Origin of the sequence: Marinovum sp. 2_MG-2023 (genome assembly GCF_030548265.1) — a bacterium.
Taxonomy (GTDB): Bacteria; Pseudomonadota; Alphaproteobacteria; order Rhodobacterales; family Rhodobacteraceae; genus Marinovum.
Genome location: NZ_JAUOSD010000001.1, coordinates 106,468 through 133,136, shown reverse-complemented (window position 1 = coordinate 133,136; position 26,669 = coordinate 106,468). Strand labels below are relative to the sequence as shown.

Genomic DNA, 26,669 nt, shown 5'->3' with positions numbered 1-26,669 from the left:
TACATGCCCCGATCAGGGCAGCCAGCGCTGAACAAACCTGACGACGCGCTTGACCATCGGGTTATCAAACAATCTGGGAGAGAAATAGGCCCCCGCTGCGCGTTTGTTGATTTCACCAATGGTGGGATAAGGCGAAACCATCGCGGCAACATGTTTCATTTTCAGCTTGTTTGCGATGACCAGCGACCAAAGATTGATCAGCTCTCCCGCCTGATGGCCGGCAATCGACACGCCAACGGGACGGCCCTTTAACACCATGACCTTTATCAGACCCGCAGTTTTGCGTTCCGCAATCAGCCGGTCATTGTGTTCAAAGTGGAATCGCACCACCTCCAGCGTGTCACCATGCGCCTCGCGCGCCTGTGCCTCTGTAAGCCCGACCTGCGCCAGTTCCGGCGCGGTATAGGTTGCCCAGGGGATATGCGCGGTGCTGGTCTTGGCCGGCAGACCAAACAGCGCCGAGCGGATGATGATCCCCGCGTGATAGCCCGCGACATGGGTGAATTGCAGCCCCCCCGCCACGTCGCCAATGGCATAGACCTTTGGATTTGTGGTTTTCAGGCTGGCGTCGACCTTGATCCCGGTCCGGATGGTTTCGATCCCGGCCTTGTCCAGATCCAGGCTGTCGGTGTTGGATTTGCGCCCGACCGCCACAAGCAGATGCGAGCCTTTGAAAACGCGGCCATCCTTGGTCTCGACCTCGATCGCGCCGACCTGTCCACGGATTTCAGCCGCAAGCGCGTCTTCGGCAATCTCGATTCCCTCGGCACGCAATTGGTCCAGCACAATGGCGGCCATTTCCGGGTCATCCTTGCCCAGGGCCTTCTGGCCTTCTATCACCGTCACGGCACAGCCCAATCGGCGATGCGCCTGCGCCATCTCCATGCCAATCGGCCCGCCGCCAATGATCATAAGGTGATCCGGCCGCTCCCGCAGATTGAACAGGGTTTCATTGGTCTCATACGGCACCTTGTCCAACCCCGGAATCGGCGGCACCAAAGGCGAAGACCCGGTGGCAATCACGATCCGGCGCGCGGTGATCAGATGATCGCCGGCCTGCACCTCGGTCGCGGAGATGAATTTGCCAAACTCGCGGATCACCCGCACGCCCAGATCTTCGAACCGGTCTTGCGAATCGACCGGCTCGATCTGGGCAATCACATCGGCCACATGATCCTTGGCCGCGGCGTAATCGACCTGTGGCACGGCATCGGCAACGCCATATTGGCTGGCATGGGCCTGGCCATAGGCGGCCTTGCCGCTGGCAATAAGCGCCTTGGACGGCACGCACCCAAAGTTCAGGCAATCACCGCCCATCTTGTGACCTTCCAGAAGGGTGACATCTGCCCCCATCTGAACCGCGCCCGCCGCAACCGACAGCCCGCCAGCCCCCGCGCCAATGACCAGAATATCTGTTTTGATCTTTTGCATGGGTCAGATCTCTTTCTTGCCGCGCACGGCTTTGATAATAATGGGCAGGGCGGCCAGCACAGACAGGCCAAGCAAGGGCCCCAGAATTTGCGGTTCCCACAACAGGCTGAGATCGGGGCTCTCGCCGCGGTCAAACACCGCGCCCAGACCCACACCGATCGAGGTAAAGACAATCGCGCCGGGAATGATGCCCACGGCGGTGGTCCAGACAAAGTTGCGGAATTTCACCCCAACCAGCGCCGGCACCAGATTGGCGACAAAGAACGGCACCGCCGGCACCAGACGCAGCAACAGCAGGACGCTGATTTCATTGTCGCGCAAGCCATCCTTGATCCGGGCCACTGCCCCTTCGGAGGTTTCAAGCTTTGCCGTCAAAGACGCGCCCACCCCCCATCGCGCCGCGAGAAAGATCAAAGTGGCGCCAATGGTGGCCGCCAGCACATTGAACGCCGATCCCGCCGCCAGGCCAAACAAGAACCCGCCCGTGACAGAGGCCACCGCCGCACCGGGCAAGGAAAACGCCACAATCGCCACATAGATGCCGACAAAGGCCAGCGCGACCAGGGCAAAGTGACTGTCACGCCAGCCCAACAAAAGCTCGCGATTGTCGCGCAACGTGTCAAACGTCAGATAGTCCCGCAGGGTGAAAAACCCGATGACCGCCACCAAAAGAATCGCGATGAGCGGCAAATGTCGGGCCATGCCCGGCTTGGGCGAGGAATGCGAGGAGGTCATATCTGTCATTTTCTTTGTTTCCGGGGGCTGATGTTCTTGTGTCTGGCCAAAACATGGGCTCTGCACCAGTGTCGAAACAGCAAGATCACACCCGCTTGATCCTTGGTGATGGGAAACCTTGGTTTTCCGCCCGGATATGACGATTCTGAAACATTCCGCGCCATGCCACGGCAAAAAATATTGCAGTCTCGGGCAAATGGGTGCTGACAGTGTTTGACTTGGGTGCAAAGCCCCCCTATAGCACGGGCTTCAAATTACCGGCCTGCGCGATTCCGCGTGCAAATGCACTCTGCCTATTCGTATGTGGCCCAGAATTCGGAGACGGAGCGATGAAACGCACCTACCAACCCTCGAACCTCGTGCGCAAACGGCGCCACGGTTTCCGTTCGCGTATGGCCACCAAAGCCGGTCGCAAGATCATTAATGCCCGTCGCGCACGTGGCCGCAAGTCGCTGAGCGCATAAGCTCTCACGATTTTATCATGATGACACCGCCGGAGGCCCCCGAAACTGGCAGCGATGCCACGCCGGGTTGTCCTGATCCGGCGGTTTTGTCGTCTGCGGACCTGCGGGTTCTGGCAAAACGCGCGCAGTTTCTGGCTGCGGCCCGCGCGCGGCGTCAGGGCACCGGTGGCTTTCTGATTCAGGCCCGCGATCGCCGGGACGACGATCCTGTGATCGGCGTCGGCTATACCTGTTCCAAGAAGGTCGGCAATGCCGTCGCCCGCAACCGCGCCAAACGCCGGTTGCGCGAAATCGCGCGCCTGATGCTTCCGCAATTGGGCAAACCGGGCTGGGATTATGTCCTGATCGGCAAGGCCGGTGCCACCGGAAGCCGGGATTTCCAGGACCTGCAAAGCGATCTACGCTATGCCCTGCGCAAGGTGCATGGCGGCAAATGAGCCCGCTGGCCTGGGTTCTGGCGCTTCCGGTGCGGCTCTATCGCCTGCTGTTTTCGCCCTGGGTCGGGCACAATTGCCGGTATCACCCCACCTGTTCGGCCTATGCGATGGAAGCCTTGGAAAAACACGGTGGATTGCGCGGAGGCTGGCTTGCGCTGCGGCGCATTCTGCGCTGTCACCCCTGGGGGCGTGGCGGCATTGACAATGTCCCGGATTAACCACGATTGAGACCCGGCAATGCCAGAGCCCCTTGTTATGCTTGCCAGCCCAGCTGAAGCCGCCTAAACCCGCCCCATGCTGGACCATTCCGACGAAATTCACCCGCTGTTTGCAAATGCTCCGTCCACAACGGAGTTCAAAAAGCTGCGCAAGCGTATTGTGCGCCAAACGCGCGAGGCCGTGGAACATTTTGCCATGGTCGAACCCAGTGACAAAGATGGCAAACGGCCAAAGTGGCTGGTGTGCCTGTCCGGTGGCAAAGACAGCTATACGCTCTTGGCGGTCCTGTACGAATTGCAGTGGCGCGGTCTCTTGCCGGTCGACATTCTGGCCTGCAATCTGGATCAGGGCCAACCGGGGTTCCCGGCCACCGTCCTGCCGGAATTCTTGCAGAAGATGTCGGTGCCGCATCGGATCGAGTATCAGGATACCTATTCGATTGTCGTCGACAAGGTGCCGCAGGGGCGAACATTCTGCGCATTATGTTCCCGCTTGCGACGCGGCAACCTTTATCGTGTTGCCCGCGAAGAAGGCTGCTCTGCGGTTGTGCTTGGCCATCACCGCGACGATATTCTTGAAACCTTTTTCATGAACCTGTTTCACGGTGGCCGATTGGCGACAATGCCGCCGAAACTGGTCAATGAAGAGGGCGATCTTTTTGTCTATCGTCCGCTGGCATTCGTGGCCGAGGCCGATTGCGAGAAATTTGCCCGTGCGATGGCATACCCGATCATTCCCTGCGATCTGTGCGGCAGCCAGGACGGGTTGCAACGCCAACAGGTCAAACAGATTCTGGATGGCTGGGAAAAGAACAGCCCCGGCCGCCGGCAGGTGATGTTCCGCGCATTGATGAATGCCCGGCCCTCGCATCTTCTGGACCCGAATCTGTTTGATTTCGCCGGCTTGATGCGAAAATCCGAACAATTCGACACAAAGACTGATGAGGTCCCGCAGCTGCGTTAACGTCTGAGTGATCTACAAGCGTCTAGGTTGCGTTTGTGATCCTTTTTCTCAGACGGAAACTCTCATGCCGGTATCCATATCGTCCATGTCTCGTACCCCGCGGCGGATCCTGCGTGATCTTACGGCAAGTCCCTTTGTTCCCGCATTATTTCCTGTTTTGGCTCTTGGCGGGTTCTGGCTTGGCGGCGAATTGGTGCTGGCGGTGACGGCAATCGGTGTGCCGCTGGTTTGGCTGCTGATTCTCGTGTCCGGCGCGGGACGCCCTTCCCCGGCAATGCGCGATGAAATCACCGGATTGGAGCTGAAAGAAGGTTTTGAAGCGCGCGCAAACGCTGTGCTCGCGGACTGCAAGGCCTCTGGGCGCACCACAGCATTCTTCATGATAGAAGTGGACGATTCCGCGGATCTGGTTGAGCGATTCGGCGGTGCCGCCTGTGATCGGGTGATGGATACATTGGCCAACCGGCTTCGCACGTCGATGCGTGGCCCGGACAACTTTGTACGCCTTGGCGACTGGCGGATTGGCGTGTTGCTGGCACCGGTGCGGCGCATTGATCTGGAAACCACGGTGCAGATGGCCGCACGTTTGCAGGCCGAGTTTGAAGACCCGATCCGAATCGACAACGCCCCGGTTTATGCCTCTGCTTGCATCGGCTTCTGTCTTGCCGCCCGCGCGCCCGCTGGTGGATCGGAAGAGCTGATTGGCGCGACCGCCGCCGCCCTGGATGAGGCCCGCCGCCATGGACCGGGCGCAATCCGCGCCTTTTCCCCCGATCTTCAACGCAACCGCAATCAGCGGGTTGCTTTGATTGATGAAGCAGCCAAAGCCCTGGATGACGGCCAGATTCACGCCTGGTTCCAACCGCAGATTTCTACGGAAACCGGCAAAATCACCGGGGTCGAGGCGCTGGCGCGGTGGCTGCACCCGGTCCGGGGCTTGATCCCGCCTGCGGATTTCCTGCCGACCCTGGACAGTGCCGGGTTGTTGGAAAGGCTGGGCGAGGTCATGTTGTACAACGCACTGACAATGCTCAGAGATCTGGATAGGGACGGCATCGTGATCCCAAGCGTTGGTGTCAATTTCACCGAAGATGAGCTGCGCAATCCCCGGCTGGTGGAACGGATACGGTGGGAGCTGGATCGTTTTGACCTCGCGCCGGAACGCCTCTGCGTGGAAATCCTGGAACATGTGGTGGCGGGCGCGCCGGACGACATCATTACCCGTAACATCGCCGATCTGGCGGCTTTGGGCTGCGATATTGATCTCGATGACTTTGGCACCGGCCATGCCTCGATCACCTCGTTGCGCCGATTCGCCATTGATCGGTTGAAAATAGATCGATCTTTTGTCGTCAAATGCGACTCGGACCCGGATCAGCAACGCATGATCACGACCATCCTGACCATGGCGGACAAACTGGGCCTCGATACCCTGGCCGAGGGGGTCGAAACCGTGGGCGAAAACGCGCTTTTGTCGCAATTGGGCTGCCGTCATGTGCAGGGCTACGGCATTGCCATGCCAATGCCGGTCGAAAAACTGCGCGACTGGATTGCTGATCACAACAGCCGAATTGCCCGCCCACCGCGGATCTCTCCGGTGCCGGACAAGGCCCAGCGTCGCCACGAATAGTCGCATTCCGTGTGAAAACGACACTCTGCCCTTGACCTTTGCCCCCCGCAACTGTTGAACCCGGCCTGATACACAAAGGACAGGTGGCGGTCCCTCATGGACGATCAGAACAAGAATCTCATTCTCGCAACCGGGCTCAGCTTTATCGTGATCCTGATCTGGTTCGTGTTGTTTCCTCCACCCGAAGCCGAGGTGACGGAACCGGCAACGGTCCAAACCGAGATCGATGGCGGCGCAGGCGCCCCATCTGTTGACGGCGTGGCAGAAACCCCGAGCGCAGCCCCAGGCACAACCCCGGTGACCGAAGACACCACCGCGGATACGGCGACAGATGCACCGCGCATCATGATCGAAACCGCGCGCCTGTCAGGCAGCATTTCGGCCCTCGGCGGACGTATCGACACGCTGGCGCTCAAGGATTACCGCGAAACGCTGGACGAAGGTGCACCCATCGTCAGCCTGCTCAAACCCGTGGGGCAACCCGGTGCCTATTATGCGCTGTACGGCTGGGCCCCCGGTCAGGGCCTGAACAGCGGCGACGTGCCCGGTCCGAACACGGAATGGCAGGTTGATACCGGCAGAACCCTGAGCGAAGACACCCCCGTGACCCTGACATGGGACAACGGCAAGGGTCTCATGTTCACGCGCGAAATCGCTGTGGATCAGGATTATATGTTCACCATCACCCAGAAGGTGGCAAATTCCGGCTCCGGCACGGTCTCGATGGCGCCCTATGGTATCCTCGCGCGTCACGGCGAGCCTGCGGATCTGAAAAACTTCTTCGTGTTGCACGAAGGGGTTGTGGGCATGGCCGATGGCGAGCTTAGCGAAATCAGCTATGACGACATGACCGATTTTGACGTGCTGCCGTCCGAAGGTGCCCAGGCCGAAGTCATGCAGGTCAGCGAAAATGGCTGGATCGGCTTTGCCGACCACTATTGGATGACCACGCTGGCCCCCGCGCCGGGCAGCGCATTCAAAGCGGCCGCAAAATACGACGCACGCCGCGACATCTATCAAACCGAAACTGTGCTGCCGACCCAGACCCTCGCATCCGGGGCCGAAATTTCGGCTACGACCCAGCTTTTCGCCGGTGCCAAGGAATGGGAAACCATCCGCGAATATCAGGCCGATGGCGTCCAAGGCTTTATCGATTCGATTGACTGGGGCTGGTTCTTCTTCCTGACCAAACCAATCTTTGCCGTCCTGCATTGGCTAAACGGTGTGATTGGCAACATGGGCTGGGCGATTATTGGCCTGACCTTCCTGATCAAGGCGCTGTTGTTCCCGCTCGCATATAAATCTTATGCGTCGATGGCCAAGATGCGCGAGCTTCAGCCGGAAATGCAGAAGATCAAGGAACGCGCAGGCGACGATCGCCAGAAGCTTCAGCAAGAAACCATGGCGCTCTACAAGAAGGAAAAGGTCAATCCGGCCGCCGGCTGTCTGCCGATCCTGTTGCAGATCCCGATTTTCTTTTCGCTCTACAAGGTGATTTTCGTCACGCTGGAATTGCGCCACGCGCCATTCATCGGCTGGATCAAGGATCTGTCCGCCCCCGACCCATCGTCGCTTTACAACCTTTGGGGCCTCCTGCCTTGGGGCAACCCGGAACCCGGATCCATCCTTGCCCTGGTCTTTATCGGCATTCTGCCGCTGCTGCTTGGGATTTCCATGTGGCTGCAACAAAAGCTGAACCCGGCCCCCACCGATCCGACGCAACAGATGATCTTTGCCTGGATGCCATGGGTGTTCATGTTCATGTTGGGCAGCTTTGCATCGGGTCTTGTGGTGTATTGGATTGCCAACAACACCATCACCTTCAGCCAGCAATATCTGATCATGCGCAGCCACGGCTACAAACCGGACTTGTTTGAAAATATCAAAAGCACGTTCCGGCGCTCCAAGTCTGGCAAAAAGGCCGAGGAAAAAACCGGAAAATGACAGGATATGTGACACAGATCCTGCGTCACCCGATCAAGAGCCATGGCCGAGAGGCCGTGGCTCAAGTCACTTTGACGGCAGGGCAAACCATGCCTTGGGACCGGGTCTGGGCCGTGGCGCATGACGCCAGCGACGCAGATGGAACGCAATGGGCCGCCTGCCGCAACTTTTCGCGTGGGGCCAAGGCGCCGGGGCTTCAGGCAATTACCGCGGAACTTGACGAAACCCAAAGAAAAGTCACGCTGCGCCACCCTGACCTGGGCCAACTGGCATTTTCACCAGATAGCGAAGGTGCGGAACTGATTGCTTGGTCCAAACCTTTGATCCCAGAGGGGCGCGCCGCCTCGGCTCGTGTCGTGCAGGCACACTCGCGCGGCATGACCGACAGCGACTATCCCTCGGTGTCGTTATGCAACATGGCCTCGCACCGGGCGGTCTGTGATCGTGTCGGCAGCGATCTGTCGATCCATCGGTGGCGCGGCAACCTTTGGTTTGACGGTTTGGCGGAATGGCAGGAATTTGACTGGATTGACCGCGAGGTGCGCATTGGCACCGCCGTCGTGATCCCGCGCGAACGTACAACCCGATGTCTGGCCACCCATGCCAATCCCGACACCGGCGCACGTGACATAGACATGCTGGCCACGCTGGATACCTGGGGTCACCGGGATTTCAGCGTGCTGGCAGAGGTGGTGCACAGCGGTGACATTGCCTTGAATGACAAGATCGGACTCGCTTGATGAAACTGCCCTTTCCCATTGTCGCCGAACCAGACGATTTCGCCCGCGAAACCGGGCGCAAATTGTTCGCCGGCGAAAAAGACTTTGTCAAAGGCGTGGTCGCCATGTCCGGCCTGCCGCCCGATGACCTGATCGAGATCTGTTTTGCCGGGCGTTCCAACGTCGGAAAGTCTTCGTTGATCAACGCCTTGACCGGTCGCAAGGGGCTGGCGCGCGCATCAAACACGCCGGGGCGCACCCAGGAAATCAACTTTTTTACGCTTGGCAACAGCCACTATCTCGTCGACCTGCCCGGCTATGGCTATGCCAATGCGCCGCTGCCGGTGGTGGAAAAATGGCAACGTCTGTTGAAACAATATCTCTCCGGCCGCCAATCCCTGCGCCGCGCCTTCGTGCTGATTGATGCCCGCCACGGCATCAAAAAGGTGGACGAAGAAATCTTGACCCTACTCGACAAAAGCGCCGTCACCTTCCAGGCCGTGCTGACCAAAACCGACAAGGTCAAAGCCGCAGAACGCGACAAAGTGCTGGATCAGGTGCGAAGCAAACTGGCCAACCATCCCGCCGCCTTTCCCGAAATCATCGTGACCTCATCGGAAAAGGGGGACGGCATCGAAACCCTGCGATCGGTGATCGCGGGTCTGATCTGAACGCCCGCTTTCATCTGACTTAAAATATCCCGGGGGGTCAGGGGGGCTGGCCCCCCTTCTTCCAAATCCGGCATCTATGCTGCCTGCCGCGGGTGACAGCCCCCAAATTGTCCGCCGTCGATCCGCGCGCGACGGGCAAGACGCACAATCACCCCTGTTGGGCAAACCAATCCCCTTGCACCAATGCCCACAGCTTGGGATAACAGCGCTCCATAAGGGACGAAGGATGAAAAAACAGGACATGAACCGCGATTGGATCGCCACCGCCCGCACGTTGAGCCAGGCCCTGCCCTATATGCAGCGCTACTCTGATGCGATTGTTGTCATCAAGCTGGGCGGTCACGCCATGGGCAGCGACGAAGCGATGGAGGAATTCGCCCGCGACGTCGTCCTGATGCAGCAGGTCGGGGTCAACCCGGTGGTGGTGCATGGCGGCGGGCCGATGATCAACGCGATGCTGGACAAACTGGGCATCGAATCCAGTTTCGTGAACGGCAAACGCGTCACCGACAAGGCCACTGTGGACGTGGTCGAAATGGTGCTGTCCGGTCTGGTCAACAAACGTCTGGTCCAGGCAATCAATTCCCAGGGCGGCAAGGCAGTGGGCCTTTCGGGCAAGGACGCCAATTTGATTGTCTGCGAACAGACCAATCCAGATCTCGGTTTCGTGGGCACGCCGGTTCAAATGAACACCGCGGTCCTGCATGACATGTTCCGCTCGAACACCATTCCGGTGATTGCGCCGCTCGGCACGGGCCGCGCGGGCGAGACATTCAATATCAACGGCGACACCGCAGCGGGTGCAATTGCCGGCGCGCTCAAGGCGGATCGCCTGCTGCTGCTCACTGACGTGGCCGGTGTCAAAAATGACGCGGGCGAGGTCGTCACCGAACTGACCGCCGCCCAGATCCGTCAGATGACCCAGGATGGGGTCATTGCCGGAGGCATGATTCCAAAGACCGAAACAGCGCTGGACGCCATTGATCGCGGCGTGCGCGCGGTGGTGATTCTGGACGGACGTGCCCCCAATGCCTGTTTGCTGGAGTTGTTTACCGAACATGGTGCCGGCTCGCTGATCCGCGAAGTGCCCAAGACGTGATTTGCCGCCCGTGGCGTATCGGGTATGTCGACCGCTATGGAACATGAAACGACCCTGCGGCTCGGCATCTTTGCCGGGCTCTTTCTGCTGTTTGCCGCGCTGGAGGTTCTGGCCCCGCGCCGCGCACGACGAAACCCGCGTGCCCGGCGCTGGCTGACCAATTGGGGCATGACATTGGCCAACAGCGTTTTGCTGCGGGCGATGGCAATTGGTTTGCCACTGTTGGCGGTGGGGGCCGCCGTGGATGCCTCGGCCCAGGGATGGGGCCTGCTCAACAGGCTCGGCTGGCCGATCTGGATTGAGTTTCTGCTGGCCATTCTGGCGCTGGATTTCGCCATTTGGCTGCAACATCTGATCACGCACAAGGTGCCAGTGCTGTGGCGTCTGCACCGTGTGCACCATGCTGACACTGACCTCGACGTTACCACCGCGATCCGGTTCCATCCGGTGGAAATCGCGCTCTCCATGGGGTTGAAGATCGGTTTGGTCTACCTGTTGGGGCCTTCGGCCATTGCCGTAATTGTGTTCGAGATCCTGTTGAACGGCACGGCAATGTTCAATCATGCCAACATTCGCTTGCCGCTACCGTTGGATGCGGTGTTGCGCCGGGTCTTGGTCACGCCAGACATGCACCGCGTCCACCACTCGATCCATCGGCATGAACATGACAGCAATTACGGCTTTGCCCTGTCGATCTGGGATCATCTGTTTCGCACCTATCGCGCGCAACCCGAGGCCGGGCATGATGCCATGACCATCGGCCTGCAATGGCAGGACGCGCGCCCAACCAAACTGGGGTGGAGCCTTTGGTTGCCCTTTATGAAACGCTAGCCGCCGAGGCAGAGGCCCGGCATCTGCGCATCATGGGTGGGTTTCACCCTACCCCCGGCGATAGCGCGCCAGAGGGGTGCCGCACTTTGTTGATGATTGGCCCCGCCGAACCGGCGTTCTGGCCGGTCTTTGCGGCCAGTCCGGAAATGCGGGACGGCGCGCCAGATCCGCTCGACAGATGGTCCAAAAGGGTGCTGGGTGCATGGGCCGCGGAGCTGGGCGCAAAGGCCTTGTTTCCGTCGGATGGGCCGCCCTATGCCCCCTTCATCGCTTGGGCCAAGGCCACCGGCCGGGTCTGGAATTCACCAACCGGGATTTTGGTACATGACTGGGCGGGCTTGATGGTCTCGTTTCGCGGTGCGCTGGCACTGAACACCCATCTGGTCCCGCCCAAATCACCCCCCTGCCCCTGTGACACCTGCGTGGAAAAGCCCTGTTTGACCGCCTGTCCGGTCGCCGCGCTGAATGAGGCCAGCCAATACGACGTGCCGCGCTGTAAATCCTATCTCGACACCGATGCGGGACAGTCCTGTATGACACGCGGCTGCGCCGTGCGGCGCGCCTGCCCGGTGTCTGAGGCCTATAACCGGGCGGAGCCGCAATCCGCCTTTCACATGCGGAGCTTTCATCCAAAATGACCCTGCGATTGATCCTGATGCGCCATGCCAAATCCAGCTGGGACATTCCGGCGCTGGATGATCATGCCCGGCCCTTGAATGCGCGCGGCGACAAATCGGCCAGGGCGCTTGGCAATTGGCTGCGCCAGAAATCCTATCTGCCGGATACGGCCCTATCCTCCGATTCAGCCCGCACCCGGGCCACCATGGCCGGGCTGGCGCTGGATTGCCCGGTCCGATTTACCCCCCGGCTATACCACGCCGACCCCATGACGATGCTGATGGAATTGCGCCAGACCGCCGGGCAATCTGTGCTGATGATTGGCCATAATCCGGGAATTGGGGTGTTTGCCGATCGCATTCTGGTCACCCGCCCGACGCACCCCAGGTTCGCGGATTATCCGACCTGTGCCACCCTGGTGGCGGAGTTCCCACAAGAAAAATGGGCGGAGGTGGAATTCACCACCGCCGCCCATATTGATTTCGTGATCCCAAGGGAGCTGACTTAATCAGCCCCCAAACCGGGATTAATGCCCCAGAATCTGGCTCAGGAACAGTTTGGTCCGCTCGTTCTGCGGATTGTTAAAGAACTCTTCCGGCTCGTTCTGTTCAACGATCTGGCCGGCATCCATGAAAATCACCCGGTTTGCCACCTGACGGGCAAAGCCCATTTCGTGGGTCACACAGAGCATGGTCATGCCCTCTTCGGCCAGTTCAACCATGGTATCGAGCACCTCTTTGATCATTTCCGGATCAAGCGCCGAGGTCGGTTCATCGAACAACATGATGCGCGGACGCATACACAGCGACCGGGCAATGGCCACCCGCTGTTGCTGACCGCCCGAAAGCTGGCCGGGGTATTTGTTGGCCTGATCCGGGATCTTCACCTTTTCCAGAAAATGCATGGCATTTTCTTCGGCTTCTTTCTTGGGCGTCTTGCGCACCCAGATCGGCGCCAGGGTACAGTTTTCCAGGATCGTCAGATGCGGGAACAGATTGAAGTGCTGGAAGCACATGCCCACTTCTGACCGGATCTTGTCAATGTTTTTCAGATCCGAAGACAGATGGGTGCCATCCACGGTGATCGAGCCTTTTTGATGCTCTTCCAACGCGTTGATACAGCGGATCAGGGTCGATTTGCCCGAACCGGACGGCCCGGCGATCACGATCCGTTCCCCGCGATAGACCGTCAGGTCAATGTCACGCAGAACATGGAACGTCCCGTACCATTTGTTCATCTTTTCAATCTGAATCGCGACTTCATCAGAGACTTGCATTTGAGGTTGTGCAGCTTCAGCCATATCCAAACCCTCCTGTTAATGATGGTCGGTCTGAAGCTGACGCTCCAACCATTGGGAATATTGCGAAATTGAATAGCAGACGATGAAGAACAGGAAGACCGCAAAGCCCCACAGTTCCCAATAGACGCCGTTCCATTCAGTTGAGGCAAGGATCGGACCCCGGATCATGCCGACCAGGTCGAACATCGAAATGACCGACACCAGGGTGGTATCCTTGAACAGGCCCACCGCCACGTTGACGATACCGGGGATCGAGATTTTCAATGCCTGCGGCATGATGATCAATCGGGTCGCCTGGGCATAATCCAGCCCCAGAGAATCCGCCGCCTCGTACTGGCCACGCGGCAAGGCCGCCAATCCGCCACGGATCACCTCGGCGATATAAGCCGAAGAAAACGCGGTGATCATGATGATGACGCGGATGATCAGGTCAAAAGAGGTGCCCGGCGGCAGGAAATACGCCAACACCACGTTTGCGACGAACAACAAGGTGATCAGCGGCACACCGCGAATGAACTCGATGAACAGCACGCAGATCCATTTGATGATTGGCATGTCCGACTGTCGCCCCAGCGCCAGCACGATCCCGATCGGCAGGGACAAGGACACGCAGACCACGCCAAGGATCATGTTGAGCATGAAGCCCCCCATGTCGCGTGACGCCACCGGTTCCAGCGCCAAAAAGCCCCCGGCCGCATTGGCGATAAAACCGCCGATGAACCAGGCCACCGCTGCCGCCACCACAAAGGCCAGCGCCCCCATGGCAAAGCTTTGGTATTCAACCTTCTTGAAGGCCATGTAGCCCGCAACAAATCCCGCCAGCGCCATCAACGGTGCGATGATGGTGCCGCCCCAGATCAGCCAAAAGGCGACAAAGGGGTAAAGCATGGTGATGTACAGCATCTTGCGCGGCAAGTGGTTGAACAACACCGGCGCAGCCGCCCCGCCCAGCAGGACAAAGGCCAGGATCAGCCGCCAATATTGGTCAGGCGGATATTTGAAACCAAACAGAAGCTGGTTCCAACGCTCTGTCAGGACCGAAAAACAGCCCCCCGTCGCGCCTTGCAGGATGTCGCGGCATTCCGCTAGCGAATCCGTGGTCCAGATCCCGCCCAGGAACCAGGGCAACGCCCCGGACAACAAACGGTAAATCACCAACATCGCGAGGAGGGTCAGAATGGTGTTGAACCAACCCTTGAACAGGTTTTCGCGCATCCAGTGAACAACGCCGGTTTGCGACGCCGGAGGTGTCTGTTGCGGTAGCATGGTGTCGCGGACATAGGCGACAGTCTGTGCATGTGTATCACTCATGATGTGCACTCCTTTGAACCGGCCATGATCAGCGCTCCTTCAGTTTGACGGCGTTGTTATAGACGTTCATCAGCGCCGAGATGGCGAGCGAGATCGTCAGATAAAACAACATCAACAAAAGCACGCATTCGATCGCGCGGCCCGTCTGGTTCAAGGTAATCCCACCCAATGTCCCAGTCAGATCCATGTAGCCGACAGCGATGGCCAGCGAAGAGTTCTTGGTCAGGTTGAGGTATTGCGAAATCAGCGGCGGAATGATCACCCGCAGCGCCTGGGGCAGAACCACAAGGTTCATGATCCGTCCCGGCCGAAGTCCCAGCGACGCCGCCGCTTCGGTTTGGCCCTTGCTGACCGCGAGGATACCCGCGCGGACGTTTTCGGCAATAAAGGCAGCGGTATAGATCGACAGCGCAAACCAAAGCGCGATCAACGACCCCCGTACCGTGATCCCATCCGTGAAGCGGAAATTGCCAAGGTAGGTCTGGTCCAGCGCCAACGGCGCGCCATTGCGGATCTGATCCGACAGGGCCACCGCCGGTGTGTCCGATGCCGCCGCAGCCGCAGTTGCATCGCCAGCGGGCAAGGAGATCATATTGCATTCGCCCGCGTCGAAACCGGCCTTGGCGGCGTCCTGGCTGGCGAAATATTCGGTCTTCATCTTCAGACCGCCGGGGTTGCGCATGTCCATCGCGCTGGTGTTCAACCAGGCGGCTTTGGCCGTCGCAGACTCGGTCGCGCCTTCGACAAGACAATAGACCGGGCGGAACTTGCCCTCGATCGCCGCATCGGAAAACGCGCTGAGGCTGACACCCGGTTGCACCAGATCCGTGGCCACCACTAGGTTATGCTTGCTGGCGCCGACAGTTACCGAGATCGCCGCATACACCAAAAGCGCAGGCGCAAACAGAATGACAAAACGCGGCCAACCCGGCAGCACCTTGCCCTCGTCAAACAGTTTTTTCTTGACGTGACGGCCATAGGCCACAACGCCAATGATCGACGCAATCACCACCAAAAGCAGCAATCCCGCCCCGAAACCACCCACAACACCGGGGGTGAACACCCCCTGGCTGGTGAAAGCGATGCTGTCCAGCACCATCGAGGCACTGGCATCTTCACCGCGAAAACTGCGCGGGCCGGGCATGCTGGCGGTCATCACGAAAAAGATGATCAGGATCCAGATCAGCACCGGCACATTGCGGAAGATTTCGACATAGATCGACATCAGCTTGCGCACGAGCCAGTTGTTCGACAACCGCAAAACCCCGACAAACACACCGATAATCGTGGCCATGATACAGCCCAGAACCGCCACCAAAAGCGTGTTCAGCACCCCGACGACCGCTGCGCGCCAATGTGTCGACTGGCTGGTATATTCCACCAACGTCTGGTTGATGTCATAGCCCGAAGGTTCGCCCAGGAATCCATAGGAAATATTGAGCCCGGCCGCTGTCAGGTTCTGAACCAGGTTCAGACCCAGATAGGCCATGGCCACGATCAGCAAGATCAGCGCTATGAATTGAAAGGTGATGGACCGGTAACGCGTGTCGTTTATCAGCTGAGAAAGCCGGAACGACTCCGCCGGAGGGTCGGAGAGAGACGACATATAATTGATCCCTGAAGGTTTCGCGCCTGGATACGGCTGGCGGTTTGCCCGCTCTGGTGCCGGTGGCGAGGTTTATTGTTGTGCCGTGATGCGACAAGGGCGCGGAAATCTTCGCGCCCTTGTCAAAGTCGTCTTAGCGGAACGGGGGCGAATACAGCAGGCCGCCGTCAGTCCACTGCGCGTTCAGGCCACGCGACAGACCGATCGGGGTGTTTTCGCCGATGTTCTTCTCGAACAGCTCGCCATAGTTGCCGCCAACCTTGATGGCATTGGCCGCCCAGTCTGCTTCCAGACCCAGCATTTCACCCAGGTTGCCCTCGGTGCCCAGCAGGCGGTTGATTTCCGGGTTGTCGGTGCCGGCCATCAGCTCGTCGATATTGGCCGATGTCACACCCAGCTCTTCTGCCGCGATCAATGCGTTCAGAACCCAGCGGCTCACGTCTGCCCAGTCGTTGTCGCCATGGCGCACAAGCGGGCCAAGCGGCTCTTTGGAAATGATTTCCGGCAGAACAACGTGGTCACCAGGATTTTCGAATGCAGCGCGCGTCGCGGCCAGACCCGAAGCATCGGTGGTGTAAACGTCGCAGGCCCCTTCCAGGTACAGCGGCTGTGCTTCGGCATTGGTTTCAATCGGAACCGGCTCGTAGCTGATGTTGTTTTTGCGGAAGAAGTCCGCAAGGTTCAGCTCGGTTGTGGTGCCGGTCTGAATACAAACGGTTGCGCCGTCCAGTTCCTTGGCCGAGCTGACGCCCAGATCCTTGGGAACCATGAAGCCCTGACCATCATAGTAGTTGATGCCGACGAATTCGAACTTCAGGTCAACATCGCGCGAGAAGGTCCAGGTTGTGTTACGCGCCAGCAGGTCGATTTCGCCGGACGCAAGCGCGGTAAAGCGGGTTTTACCGGTGGTCGGAACGAATTCGACAGCAGTCGGGTCGCCCAGAACGGCAGCAGCCACGGCACGGCACACACCAACGTCAAAGCCATCCCAATTCCCGTTTGCATCCGGCGCAGCAAAGCCGACAAGACCTGTGGTCACACCACAGTTCAACTTGCCGCGTGCCTTTACGTCGTCAATCGTACCTGCAGCAGCTGCACCAGCAGCCAAGCCGGCCACGGTCAACGCGCCAAGAAATACGGATTTGTTCATCATTACCTCTTCCTGTTTTTTTTGCCGTTTCATGCAAAAACGGTCTGATCGACCCCAAAGGTCGAATTGGTGTTGCAAGGAGGCCACAGCCCCCCAACAATTGCAAGTTTGGGCGATTTTCCGCAGAAACGTCAAGCCCGCCTGGGATCTATTTGCCCGATATTCAGGCGAATTCACCCAATTGACCCGAGGTCAAAGTGCAGTACTTAGGCACCAGACACGGGCTGCGTGCAAAAAGGCGGCACGTTTGAGCGCAGCCAAGGCAGTTGCCTCTTCGTCTTCGCCCCATTGCTCTTCCTGCCAGCTCTCGTCGACGCGGGAAATGTCCCAAAGCGACTCAGCAGGTTGGTAATTTTCACTTGCCGCCAGACCGATCACCAAAGACCCCGAAAGCGACACAAGGTCATGCAGCGCGGCCAGCTGGTAGGGGGTCGTGCGGTGCACCGCCGCCCGCAGCGGCGCCAGCGCAGCCTCGGGCTGGGCCATGTGCATCACGCCGCTGGTCACAGACAGCTTGGCGCCATAATGCGTTTCTGCCCAGGCCAGCAGAGGATCCCAGGCCGCGTTCTGACGCGCGCGCAGCTCTTCGGGCGAATCGGCGCGATAGCACAGAAGGTCGGTGCCGCCATATTCTGAAATCATTTCAGCGACTTCCGCATGCTGCATGCGCACCTTGTCGATGGCGGCATTCGCGGTGCGGGTAAAGGGCATGACGCGCGGGTTGATCACCTCTTCCACGGCGTCCCACTCTGCCTGCACGGCTTCTGCGAAACCTTGCGTTGGCAAAAGCAATGCCGCCTTGGCCGGGGTTTTGACCGGGCGACCATCCAGCGAAACGCCGAATCCGCCGGCGGCCTCGGTCACCTCAGTGGTTTTCCAGAAACGCTTGGCCTTCCAGTCGCTCATCCATTTGCCCCCCATTTCTGCGCAAGGACTGCGGGCAGTTCGGCCATGTCATCCAAGATCAGGTCCGCTGATTTCAGCGCGCTGCGCGGATGATAGCCCCAGCTGACGCCGATGCCGGTGATCCCGGCCGCCTTGGCCATGTCCATGTCATAACTTGTATCGCCCACCATCACCGCATCCGCCGCCGCGACGCCGGTTTCGTCCAGCGCCGCCTGCAACATGGCGGGATGTGGTTTTGACGGATGAAAATCCGACACTTGTTCGGTCACAAAGACATTGCCCAGGCCATGCGTGGTCAAAACTGCGGTCAGTCCGCGACGGGATTTGCCGGTCGCCACCCCCAAAAGCCAGTTTTCCTGCTGGCCGATCTTGTCGAGCACCTGTTGCACGCCAGGATACAGCGGTGCCGCCGCATCAGAGGCCTGTTGCGCCACATAAGCGGTCTTGTAGGCCGCAACCATCGCCGCCACATCGGCATCGCTTGCGTCCGGCGCCAGCCGCGCGATTGCGACATCCAGCGACAGGCCGACAATCGAAAGCACCATGTCGCGTGGCGGCACCCGGCGGCCAACAGCGGAAAACCCCGCCTGCATCGCCGCCAGAATATCAGCCTGGCTGTCGACCAACGTGCCGTCGACATCGAAAATCACCAGTCGCAGATCGCTCATTGCAGGGCCTCGAACGGGTCATCGGCCGCCAGATCTTCGGTCCAGCCGAAGGTGTCGAAGGTATGTTTGATATGTTCCGGCAGCGGCGCGGAGATATCGACCATCTTGCGGGTGACAGGGTGTTCGAACCGCATGGTGCGGGCATGCAGGTGCAGCTTGTTCGAGATGATTCCGCCCAGCTTCGCCCCCCAGCCGTCGCCCTGATTTTCCTGACCAGAGCCGCCATATTTACCGTCGCCGATAATCGGGTGACCGATCTCGGCCATATGGGCACGCAGCTGGTGCGTGCGGCCGGTGATCGGTTCCATCGCCACCCAGGACGCCCGCCCCGCCACGCGATAGAGCGTGGCATATTGGGTGATGGCGCGTTTCGCGCCGGGGGTGCTGTCGACCTCACGCGGGTGGACGGCAACCATCTTTTCGCCTTCGCCGTTGCGGCCATGACCGCCCGCCTTGACCAAACCATATTTGATCTCACCCAGATAGGGCGTCGGCACACCGGCCACCACAGCCCAGTAGATCTTGCGGGTTTCGCGGTGGCGGATTGCTGCGGTCAGGGCGCTGGCCATCTCACGCGTGCGGGCCAGAAGCAGCACGCCAGAGGTGTCCTTGTCGAGCCGGTGCACCAGACGTGGTTTTTCTTCATACCCAAAGGTCAGCGCCTCGGACATGCCGTCGACATGGCGGGTCTGTTTGCTGCCACCCTGCGTTGGCAGGCCTGCGGGTTTGTTCAACACGATGATGTGGTCATCTTTCCAGATCACACAATCGCGGATCATCCGGGCATCTGCCTGGGAAATATCGGTGGCGCGTGGCGCCGGGCGGTTCAGCTCTTCGTCCGGGATCGGCGGAATGCGCACCTCCTGGCCCGCTTCGACCCGGGCCGAGGATTTGACCCGCGCCCCGTCAAGACGCAGCTCACCCTTGCGGCACATCTTTTCGATCCGGCCCTGTGACAGATGCGGAAACATCCGCCGCAGCCATCGGTCAATCCGTTGGCCACCATCCCCGTCACCGACTATCTGACGTTGAACACCACTCATGCGAAATACCCCTTTGCGGCCATCATCCCGGCAAACAATGCCGCAATCGCCAATCCAACAGACGCCAGAACATAAAACGCCGCTGCGGTCATCTGACCGCGTTCAAACAATGCCACCGTATCCAGCGAGAACGCCGAAAACGTCGTGAACCCACCAAGAAACCCGGTGATCACCAGCGGCGCAAACCGGGTGGCATGATACTGCGACAGCACCACCACCAACACCCCCATCAAAAACGACCCAAGCACATTGACCGCAAAGGTGCCCCAGGGAAATCCATGTCCCATCAGACGCACCACGGCCAAACCGGTCAGATACCGGGCGCTGGCACCGAAAGCGCCGCCAAGGGCCACCTGCATAAGCGTTGTTGTCATGGCGCGTCTGTCGCGCGGGGGGGCGGTATTGTCAAGGTGAAGGGCTGTGCCCTAGCTTTCGCGTTTGCGGCGCAGCTTGGCGAAATAATCGACCCGCTTCTTCAACTCGCGCTCGAACCCGCGTTCCACCGGCACATAAAGCTCGGGTCGTTTCATCGTATCGGGGAAATAGTTCTGGCCGGAAAACCCGTCTTCGGCATCATGGTCATAGGCATAGCCGTCGCCATACCCCTGATCCTTCATCAACCGGGTCGGCGCATTCAGGATATGTTTCGGTGGCGGTTCAGAACCGGTGCGCTTGGCCTCGCGTCTTGCGGCCTTGTAGGCCACATAGACCCCGTTGGATTTCGGCGCCAGCGCCAGATAGACCAGCGCCTGGGCAATCGCCAATTCGCCTTCGGGGCTGCCCAGCCGTTCAAAGGTTTCCCAAGCTTGCACGCAATAGGCCTGAGCCTGGGGATCGGCCAGCCCGATGTCTTCGACCGCCATGCGGGTGATCCGCCGAGCGAGGTATCGCGGATCTTCGCCGCCCTCCAGCATCCGGGCAAACCAGTAAAGCGCCGCATCCGGGTCCGAGCCCCGCACCGATTTGTGCAGCGCGGAAATCAGATTGTAATGCGCGTCGCCGGATTTGTCGTATTGCGCCGCGCGCCGCATCAACCGTCCTGACAATGCGGTTGTGTCCAGCTTGTCCGGCACATCCCAGGCCATGATCTGTTCGACAAGGTTCAGCAGCGCCCGGCCATCGCCGTCGGCCATTTCCAACAGCGCCTCACGCGCGGGACCATCCAGCGGCAGGGCGCGATCCAGCTCTCTTTCGGCCCGCTGTGCCAGCCGTTCCAGATCCGCCAGCTCCAGCCGGGTCAGCACCAGCACCTGTGCGCGGCTCAGAAGCGCGGCGTTCAACTCGAAACTGGGGTTTTCCGTGGTCGCCCCCACCAGAAGGATGGTGCCATCCTCCATATGCGGCAGGAACCCGTCCTGCTGCGCCTTGTTGAAACGATGGATCTCGTCGACAAACAACAACGTGCCCTGACCATTGGCCCGGCGGTGGCGGGCGGCCTCGAACACTTTGCGCAGGTCGGAAACCCCGGTGAAAATGGCACTGATCTGAACGAAATTAAGATCGGTCGCATCCGCCAACAACCGCGCGATCGTGGTTTTGCCCACCCCCGGCGGCCCCCAGAACACCAAGGACGACAGCGCGCCGGCCCCCAGCATCACCCCAAGCGGCGCTTCGGGCCCAAGCACCTGTTCCTGTCCAATCACCTCGTCCAGCGCCGCCGGGCGCAGCCGGTCGGCCAGGGGACGCGGTGCGGTGTCGGGGGTTGCCCCCGCGCCTGTGTCAAATAAGTCCGCCACGCCGCTAAAGCCGGAACCGCAGCGAAATTCGACGGCTGCCACGTTGGATCTGGATGGCCACACGGCCCGACAGATTGCGCAACAGAGGCGCCACATCCCCCGGTTCGACGACAACATTGCGGCCAATCGCCAACAGAATATCACCTTCTCGCAGGCCCAGCCGGGCACCGATTTCTCCGGTGGCCAGCACAACCACGCCTTCGGCTTCTTCGCCGAAACCCAATTCGTCGCGCACCGCCGGGTTCAGCCGGGCAATTCTGAGGTCGGTCAACAGATCACGCGCGCCCAAAGTGACCTCGTCACGCGGCGGCAGGTCCGGCGGGGCGATCATGTCGACAGGGGCCGCCCTCACCTCGCCATTCTGGACAAAGCTGACCTCAGCCGTGGCGCCAATCCCGCGCACCGCCATGCGGAAAATCATTTCGGGTGGCGTATTCACCGGCTGGCCATCCACCGCAACGATCACATCCCCCACGCCCAGCCCGGCGGCGGCAAAGGGGCTGGCGTCATGCATATCCGCAATCACCACCCCACCGGGCAGATCCAGGCCCAGGCTCTCGGCCAGATCGGCGTCTACCCCCTGGCCGCTGAGCCCCGCCCAGGGGCGCTGAAACCGCGCATGTCCCTGACGCGCCTGTTCCACAAATTGCTGCACAAGCGAGGCCGGAATGGCAAAACCAATGCCGTTTGATCCCCCCGACCGGGTCAGAATCGAGGTATTGATACCAATCAACCGCCCCTGAACATCAATCAAGGCACCGCCGGAATTGCCGGGATTGATTGGCGCATCGGTCTGAATGAAATAGCCGCGCATGTTGCCGGTGGCCATGCCGGACCGCGCCAGACCCGAAACAATGCCGGACGACACCGTCTGGCCCACCCCAAAGGGATTGCCGATGGCCAGCACCAATTCGCCGACCTCGACCGTATCACTGTCGCGAAAATCCAGATGCGGCATCTCGTCCCCGCCATCCAGTTGCAGAATGGCCAGATCGCTTTGCTCATCCGACAGCAGAACCGAGGCGCTGAATTCCCGCCGGTCGTTCAGCACAACACGAATATCCGTCGCCTGCCCCACCACATGGTAGTTTGACACCACAATCCCATCCGCCGACAGGATCACCCCGGAGCCCAGCGAATTTTGCACGCGGGGCCGGGTATTGCCGAAGTCGCGGAAAAGCTGGCCAAAGAACGGATCATCGGCAAAGGGCCTGCGCTGGCTTTCGACCACGCGTCTGGCATAGATGTTGACGACGGCGGGCGCGGCCTCGCGGACCAGCGGCGCAAAGCTGAGCGAGATTTCAGATTGATTTTGCGGCACCCGCGTCTCGGCCTGCGCCGACATCGCGAGCGACACAAAAGACAGGCAAATCAGGAACAAACGGAACATCGAACCCCTCCGAGATTGGAGTTCAGATATGTCCCTATCGTCCCGCTATTGCAAGGGAGGCGGGCTGTTGGCCGGGCGGCCATACCCCGGACGCCCCGTTGCGCTTTGGGCGACATCAAAATTCCAGATCACTGCGAAATTGGTGATCAACGTTCCCAGGAACGAATATGCCAACTGGGACGGGCTGAGCACAAAGGCCGAAGCCAGAAAGACAAAGGCATCCACCGAAAGCTGGAACCAGCCGGCCTTGAACCCGGTTTTTTGTTCCAAAATGATCCCGAGGATCGTCATCCCCCCGGCTGACGCATTGTGGCGGAACACCGCGACCAGACCGATCCCGCTGCTCGCGCCGCCAAGAAGGGCCGCCAGCGGCGCATCCAGCCGCTCAAACAGGACAAACCGGCCAAACACATCGGACACGACCGACACCCCGACAACCACAATGATGGTGCGCAGGGCAAAAACAGGGCCGCGTTTCACCCAGGCAAGCACCAGAAACGGCACACCGATCAGGAAAAACAGCGGGCCAAAATCCAGCGGCAACAGATAGGACAGCAAAAGGGCAATTCCGGCGGTCTGGCCGGTGACCAAACCCGCGGATTTCAGGAACAGAACCCCGAGGCTGATCATCACGATCCCAAAGGCAAGCCCCTGAATATCAAAGGCAGACAAGCGAAATTTCATGACAATCTCCGGCGTGGGTGGGCCACCCCTAGAAACCAGCAACACACCAGAATGGCAAAGAAAAACCCCCGCTCGGATGAGCAGGGGTTTCGGATGGTCAAAACTTGGTCGGTTTTAGTCTTCGGCGGCCTCAAGCTCGGCAAGGCGGGCCTTGTCGGCGGCGCCTTTGGCGTCGACATCACGGTCGACCAGCTCGATGATGGCCATCGGCGCCATGTCACCATAACGGAAACCGGCTTTCAGTACGCGGGTGTAGCCGCCGTTACGTTCAGCGTAACGCGGGCCAAGCACGTCGAACAATTTTGCGACGTCTTTGTCTTCTTTCAGCTGGGCTGCGGCCTGACGACGGGCGTGCAGATCGCCACGTTTGCCAAGAGTGATCAGCTTTTCCACCGCGCGCTTCAGCTCTTTGGCTTTCGGCAGGGTGGTTTTGATTTGTTCATGCTCGATGAGCGATCCCGACATGTTCGAGATCAGCGCTTTGCGGTGCTCATGGGTGCGGTTGAGGCGGCGATAGCCTTTTGCGTGACGCATGTGGTCTTTCCTTCTTTATGCTTTGTCCGGCGACCCATGCGGCGGGCCACTCTCCTTGGGGCGGGATGCCCATTCTTGCGACCGGGCTTTGCCCGGAAATACGAAGGGGCCAAACGGCCCCAACTTTGCCAATTGAATCGTTGTCCAATCGGATGCCGGTCTTTAGCTGAAAGCGGGTGCCGCGACAAGCCCCGGAACGGGCCTCAGATCGCCTTTTGGTTCACCCTTTTCGACAGATCCGCCGCGCTTTCGACCCGTTCGCTGTAGCGGTCGGTCAAATGGTCCTTCAGATCGCGGGTCAGCAGGGTGAATTTCACCAATTCCTCCATCACATCCACGATTCGCCGGTAATAGGCCGATGGTTTCATCCGACCCGCATCGTCAAATTCCAGAAACGCCTTGGCCACAGAACTTTGATTCGGGATTGTTAGACAGCGCATCCAGCGCCCCAACACCCGCATCTGGTTCACCGCATTAAAGCTTTGCGAGCCGCCAGAGACCTGCATCACCGCCAGCGTCTTGCCCTGGGTTGGGCGGACCGCGCCGATGGACAGGGGAATCCAGTCGATCTGGGTTTTCATGATCCCGGACATCGACCCATGGCGTTCCGGCGAACACCAGACCATGCCCTCGGACCAGGCCACCAGATCGCGCAGTTCCTGCACCTTGGGGTGGCTGGCGTCGGCATCATCCGGCAGCGGCAGGCCAGAGGGGTCGAACACCCGCGTCTCACAGCCCAGTTTCTTCAGGATGCGGGCCGCTTCTTCGTTCACGAGACGTGAATAGGACCGGTCCCGCAGAGACCCATGCAGCAAAAGGATTCGCGCCGCATGGGACGACCGCAGCGGGTTGCCCAATTCATCGGCGTTTGGCTGTTGCACCTGGGTGTCATCCAGATTCGGGGTGGTGGGATCGTCAGACAACGCGCTCTCCTGCTTCATTCAAAATCATGTCACCGTCTTCCTTGAACAGCGGCCCGGCAGGCCAATCCGCGATCAGATCCAACACCGCTTCGGACGGGCGACAAAGCTTCACACCCAACGGCGTGCAGACAATCGGGCGGTTCACCAGAATCGGATGTTCGACCATGGCATCCAAAAGCGCATCATCTGACACCGCGGGATCGGTCAGACCAAGTTCCTCGGCCGGGGATCGTCTGACCCGCAGTGCTTCGCGCGGGGTGATGCCGGCAGCCGCGAACAGGCCCAGCAATTGAGGGCGTGTCCAGCCGGTTTCAAGATAGAGATTGACCACCGGATCAAGGCCCGCCTTGGTCAATATGGCCAGGACATTGCGCGATGTGCCGCAATCCGGGTTGTGGTGGATCAAAACGCTCATACCGTCATCCCTGTGTCCGATTGGTGCAGAACACCCTGCACTGACGGCGGATTAGCGGGATTCGACGGGCGCGGCAATCCTATTTCACGAAATCATGAAGTAACATCTTTGGAACGCGGTACGACAACGAAAAAGGGCAGCGCTTGCGCCCTGCCCTTTCCGTTCAATGTCAAAGACGATCAAAATGCGTCTTCGAATTTCTTCGCCAGATCTTCGATGTTGTCTGGCGGCCAATCCTCGACATCCATGCCAAGGTGCAGGCCCATGCCGGACAGCACTTCCTTGATCTCGTTCAACGACTTGCGGCCAAAGTTCGGCGTGCGCAGCATCTCTGCTTCGGTCTTCTGAATCAGATCGCCAATATACACGATATTGTCGTTCTTCAGGCAGTTTGCAGACCGGACAGAAAGCTCCAGCTCGTCCACTTTCTTCAGCAGCAGCGGGTTGAATTCCAGACCATCATCATCATCCTGACGCGATGCCGATTCCGGCTCGTCGAAGTTGACGAAGATCGACAGTTGATCCTGAAGAATACGCGCAGCATATGCCACGGCATCTTCTGGTGTGACCGAACCGTCGGTTTCGATTTTCAACGTCAGCTTGTCATAGTCGAGAACCTGACCTTCGCGGGTCGGTTGCACGTCATACGACACTTTCTTGACCGGCGAATAGATCGCATCAATCGGGATCAATCCGATGGGCGCATCTTCCGGCTTGTTCTTGTCAGCCGCAACATAGCCTTTGCCGGTGTTGACGGTCAGTTCCATGTAGACATCCGCGCCCTCGTCGAGGTGGCAGATCACATGATCCTTGTTCAGCACTTCGATGCCGGCGCTGTCGGAAATGTCACCGGCGGTGACAACACCCGGACCCTTGGCATTGATCGACAGGCGCTTCGGCCCTTCGACTTCCATGCGCAGGGCAACCCCCTTGAGGTTCAGCACAACATCTGTCACGTCTTCACGTACGCCAGCCACGCTGGAGAATTCATGCAGAACGTTGTCGATCTGTACGGATGTGATCGCGGCACCCTGAAGCGACGACATCAGCACACGGCGCAGCGCATTGCCGAGCGTGAGACCAAAGCCGCGTTCCAAGGGTTCGGCCACGGCGGTGGCCTGACGTGCAGGATCGTTGCCGGGTTTGACGTCCAACTGTGTTGGCTTGATCAATTCGGCCCAGTTCTTGTGGATCATGCGTCCCTCCATTCCTGCTCTTACCCCATGTCCAAAGGCAAAAGCG

29 protein-coding genes are annotated in these 26,669 nt (G+C 59.6%); 12 read left to right on the top strand and 17 right to left on the bottom strand.

The features are described 5' to 3' along the window. Positions 1 to 12: 12 nt before the first annotated feature. Both Q4577_RS00705 and Q4577_RS00700 read right to left on the bottom strand, forming a co-directional pair. Entirely contained in the window at positions 13 to 1,431 is a 1,419-nt protein-coding gene (locus Q4577_RS00705; RefSeq protein ID WP_303467212.1) for an NAD(P)/FAD-dependent oxidoreductase, read from the bottom strand. 3 nt (positions 1,432 to 1,434) lie between these two features. After that, complete coding sequence (locus tag Q4577_RS00700) at positions 1,435 to 2,175, bottom strand: TVP38/TMEM64 family protein (protein ID WP_244685753.1); 741 nt, start codon at positions 2,173 to 2,175, stop codon at positions 1,435 to 1,437. A 320-nt stretch (positions 2,176 to 2,495) separates the two neighbouring features. On the opposite strand from Q4577_RS00700, the gene rpmH reads away from it, so the two are divergent. From rpmH to Q4577_RS00640, 12 genes are all read left to right on the top strand, one after another. Further along, complete coding sequence (rpmH, locus tag Q4577_RS00695) at positions 2,496 to 2,630, top strand: 50S ribosomal protein L34 (RefSeq protein WP_244685751.1); 135 nt, start codon at positions 2,496 to 2,498, stop codon at positions 2,628 to 2,630. 20 nt (positions 2,631 to 2,650) lie between these two features. Next, positions 2,651 to 3,067 (top strand): ribonuclease P protein component, encoded by a 417-nt coding sequence (rnpA, locus tag Q4577_RS00690; protein WP_303467476.1) that lies wholly within the window; start codon positions 2,651 to 2,653, stop codon positions 3,065 to 3,067. After that, positions 3,064 to 3,285 carry a membrane protein insertion efficiency factor YidD gene (gene yidD / locus Q4577_RS00685; protein WP_244685748.1) on the top strand — a complete coding sequence of 74 codons (222 nt, stop codon included), beginning with the start codon at positions 3,064 to 3,066 and terminating at the stop codon, positions 3,283 to 3,285. Before rnpA ends, yidD begins: the two co-directional genes overlap by 4 nt. 76 nt (positions 3,286 to 3,361) lie before the next feature. Then, positions 3,362 to 4,249: a tRNA 2-thiocytidine(32) synthetase TtcA gene (gene ttcA, locus Q4577_RS00680; RefSeq protein ID WP_303467222.1), complete on the top strand. Its 888-nt coding sequence runs from the start codon at positions 3,362 to 3,364 to the stop codon at positions 4,247 to 4,249. A 64-nt stretch (positions 4,250 to 4,313) separates the two neighbouring features. Then, on the top strand, positions 4,314 to 5,879 hold the full coding sequence (locus Q4577_RS00675; RefSeq protein ID WP_303467225.1) for a bifunctional diguanylate cyclase/phosphodiesterase: 1,566 nt from the start codon (positions 4,314 to 4,316) through the stop codon (positions 5,877 to 5,879). Positions 5,880 to 5,975: 96 nt separating this feature from the next. Continuing rightward, the gene (yidC, locus tag Q4577_RS00670) at positions 5,976 to 7,823 is read left to right on the top strand and encodes a membrane protein insertase YidC (protein WP_244685742.1); all 1,848 of its coding nucleotides are present in this window, start codon (positions 5,976 to 5,978) and stop codon (positions 7,821 to 7,823) included. Next, positions 7,820 to 8,563 (top strand): MOSC domain-containing protein, encoded by a 744-nt coding sequence (locus Q4577_RS00665; RefSeq protein ID WP_303467227.1) that lies wholly within the window; start codon positions 7,820 to 7,822, stop codon positions 8,561 to 8,563. The genes yidC and Q4577_RS00665 overlap by 4 nt, the downstream gene beginning before the upstream one ends. Further along, entirely contained in the window at positions 8,563 to 9,213 is a 651-nt protein-coding gene (gene yihA / locus Q4577_RS00660; protein WP_303467228.1) for a ribosome biogenesis GTP-binding protein YihA/YsxC, read from the top strand. Before Q4577_RS00665 ends, yihA begins: the two co-directional genes overlap by 1 nt. Before the next feature lie 226 nt (positions 9,214 to 9,439). Beyond that, positions 9,440 to 10,312: an acetylglutamate kinase gene (gene argB / locus Q4577_RS00655; protein WP_244685736.1), complete on the top strand. Its 873-nt coding sequence runs from the start codon at positions 9,440 to 9,442 to the stop codon at positions 10,310 to 10,312. 36 nt (positions 10,313 to 10,348) lie between these two features. Next, positions 10,349 to 11,143 carry a sterol desaturase family protein gene (locus Q4577_RS00650; protein ID WP_303467479.1) on the top strand — a complete coding sequence of 265 codons (795 nt, stop codon included), beginning with the start codon at positions 10,349 to 10,351 and terminating at the stop codon, positions 11,141 to 11,143. Positions 11,144 to 11,175: 32 nt separating this feature from the next. Then, positions 11,176 to 11,781, top strand: a complete 606-nt coding sequence (locus Q4577_RS00645) for a ferredoxin (protein ID WP_303467482.1) — start codon at positions 11,176 to 11,178, stop codon at positions 11,779 to 11,781. Further along, a complete protein-coding gene (locus Q4577_RS00640) occupies positions 11,778 to 12,269 on the top strand; it encodes a histidine phosphatase family protein (RefSeq protein ID WP_303467232.1) in 492 nt (163 codons plus the stop codon). Before Q4577_RS00645 ends, Q4577_RS00640 begins: the two co-directional genes overlap by 4 nt. A gap of 18 nt (positions 12,270 to 12,287) precedes the next feature. Here Q4577_RS00640 and Q4577_RS00635 read toward each other — a convergent pair whose 3' ends face one another. The 15 genes from Q4577_RS00635 to Q4577_RS00565 form a co-directional block, all read right to left on the bottom strand. After that, positions 12,288 to 13,061 carry an amino acid ABC transporter ATP-binding protein gene (locus tag Q4577_RS00635; protein ID WP_280520447.1) on the bottom strand — a complete coding sequence of 258 codons (774 nt, stop codon included), beginning with the start codon at positions 13,059 to 13,061 and terminating at the stop codon, positions 12,288 to 12,290. Between the two features lie 15 nt (positions 13,062 to 13,076). Continuing rightward, positions 13,077 to 14,372 carry an amino acid ABC transporter permease gene (locus Q4577_RS00630; RefSeq protein WP_303467237.1) on the bottom strand — a complete coding sequence of 432 codons (1,296 nt, stop codon included), beginning with the start codon at positions 14,370 to 14,372 and terminating at the stop codon, positions 13,077 to 13,079. A 28-nt stretch (positions 14,373 to 14,400) separates the two neighbouring features. After that, a complete protein-coding gene (locus Q4577_RS00625) occupies positions 14,401 to 15,978 on the bottom strand; it encodes an amino acid ABC transporter permease (RefSeq protein ID WP_303467239.1) in 1,578 nt (525 codons plus the stop codon). 133 nt (positions 15,979 to 16,111) lie between these two features. Further along, entirely contained in the window at positions 16,112 to 17,128 is a 1,017-nt protein-coding gene (locus Q4577_RS00620) for an amino acid ABC transporter substrate-binding protein (protein ID WP_303467484.1), read from the bottom strand. Between the two features lie 192 nt (positions 17,129 to 17,320). Beyond that, a complete protein-coding gene (locus Q4577_RS00615) occupies positions 17,321 to 18,034 on the bottom strand; it encodes an ATP12 family chaperone protein (protein WP_303467240.1) in 714 nt (237 codons plus the stop codon). Continuing rightward, on the bottom strand, positions 18,031 to 18,702 hold the full coding sequence (locus Q4577_RS00610) for an HAD-IA family hydrolase (protein ID WP_303467241.1): 672 nt from the start codon (positions 18,700 to 18,702) through the stop codon (positions 18,031 to 18,033). The genes Q4577_RS00615 and Q4577_RS00610 overlap by 4 nt, the downstream gene beginning before the upstream one ends. Then, positions 18,699 to 19,745, bottom strand: a complete 1,047-nt coding sequence (locus tag Q4577_RS00605) for an RluA family pseudouridine synthase (protein WP_303467242.1) — start codon at positions 19,743 to 19,745, stop codon at positions 18,699 to 18,701. The genes Q4577_RS00610 and Q4577_RS00605 overlap by 4 nt, the downstream gene beginning before the upstream one ends. Beyond that, positions 19,742 to 20,119 (bottom strand): fluoride efflux transporter CrcB, encoded by a 378-nt coding sequence (gene crcB / locus Q4577_RS00600; protein ID WP_303467244.1) that lies wholly within the window; start codon positions 20,117 to 20,119, stop codon positions 19,742 to 19,744. The genes Q4577_RS00605 and crcB overlap by 4 nt, the downstream gene beginning before the upstream one ends. Positions 20,120 to 20,170: 51 nt before the next feature. Continuing rightward, complete coding sequence (locus Q4577_RS00595; RefSeq protein ID WP_303467247.1) at positions 20,171 to 21,481, bottom strand: replication-associated recombination protein A; 1,311 nt, start codon at positions 21,479 to 21,481, stop codon at positions 20,171 to 20,173. Positions 21,482 to 21,485: 4 nt separating this feature from the next. After that, a complete protein-coding gene (locus Q4577_RS00590) occupies positions 21,486 to 22,871 on the bottom strand; it encodes a trypsin-like peptidase domain-containing protein (RefSeq protein ID WP_303467249.1) in 1,386 nt (461 codons plus the stop codon). A 45-nt stretch (positions 22,872 to 22,916) separates the two neighbouring features. Continuing rightward, positions 22,917 to 23,555 carry a YitT family protein gene (locus Q4577_RS00585; protein ID WP_303467251.1) on the bottom strand — a complete coding sequence of 213 codons (639 nt, stop codon included), beginning with the start codon at positions 23,553 to 23,555 and terminating at the stop codon, positions 22,917 to 22,919. 114 nt (positions 23,556 to 23,669) lie between these two features. After that, the gene (gene rplQ / locus Q4577_RS00580) at positions 23,670 to 24,089 is read right to left on the bottom strand and encodes a 50S ribosomal protein L17 (protein WP_244685719.1); all 420 of its coding nucleotides are present in this window, start codon (positions 24,087 to 24,089) and stop codon (positions 23,670 to 23,672) included. Positions 24,090 to 24,292: 203 nt separating this feature from the next. Further along, entirely contained in the window at positions 24,293 to 25,012 is a 720-nt protein-coding gene (gene arsH, locus Q4577_RS00575) for an arsenical resistance protein ArsH (RefSeq protein ID WP_303467253.1), read from the bottom strand. Further along, complete coding sequence (arsC, locus tag Q4577_RS00570) at positions 25,005 to 25,427, bottom strand: arsenate reductase (glutaredoxin) (protein WP_303467255.1); 423 nt, start codon at positions 25,425 to 25,427, stop codon at positions 25,005 to 25,007. The genes arsH and arsC overlap by 8 nt, the downstream gene beginning before the upstream one ends. Before the next feature lie 179 nt (positions 25,428 to 25,606). Next, positions 25,607 to 26,623, bottom strand: a complete 1,017-nt coding sequence (locus Q4577_RS00565; protein ID WP_244685715.1) for a DNA-directed RNA polymerase subunit alpha — start codon at positions 26,621 to 26,623, stop codon at positions 25,607 to 25,609. Between the last annotated feature and the right edge of the window lie 46 nt (positions 26,624 to 26,669).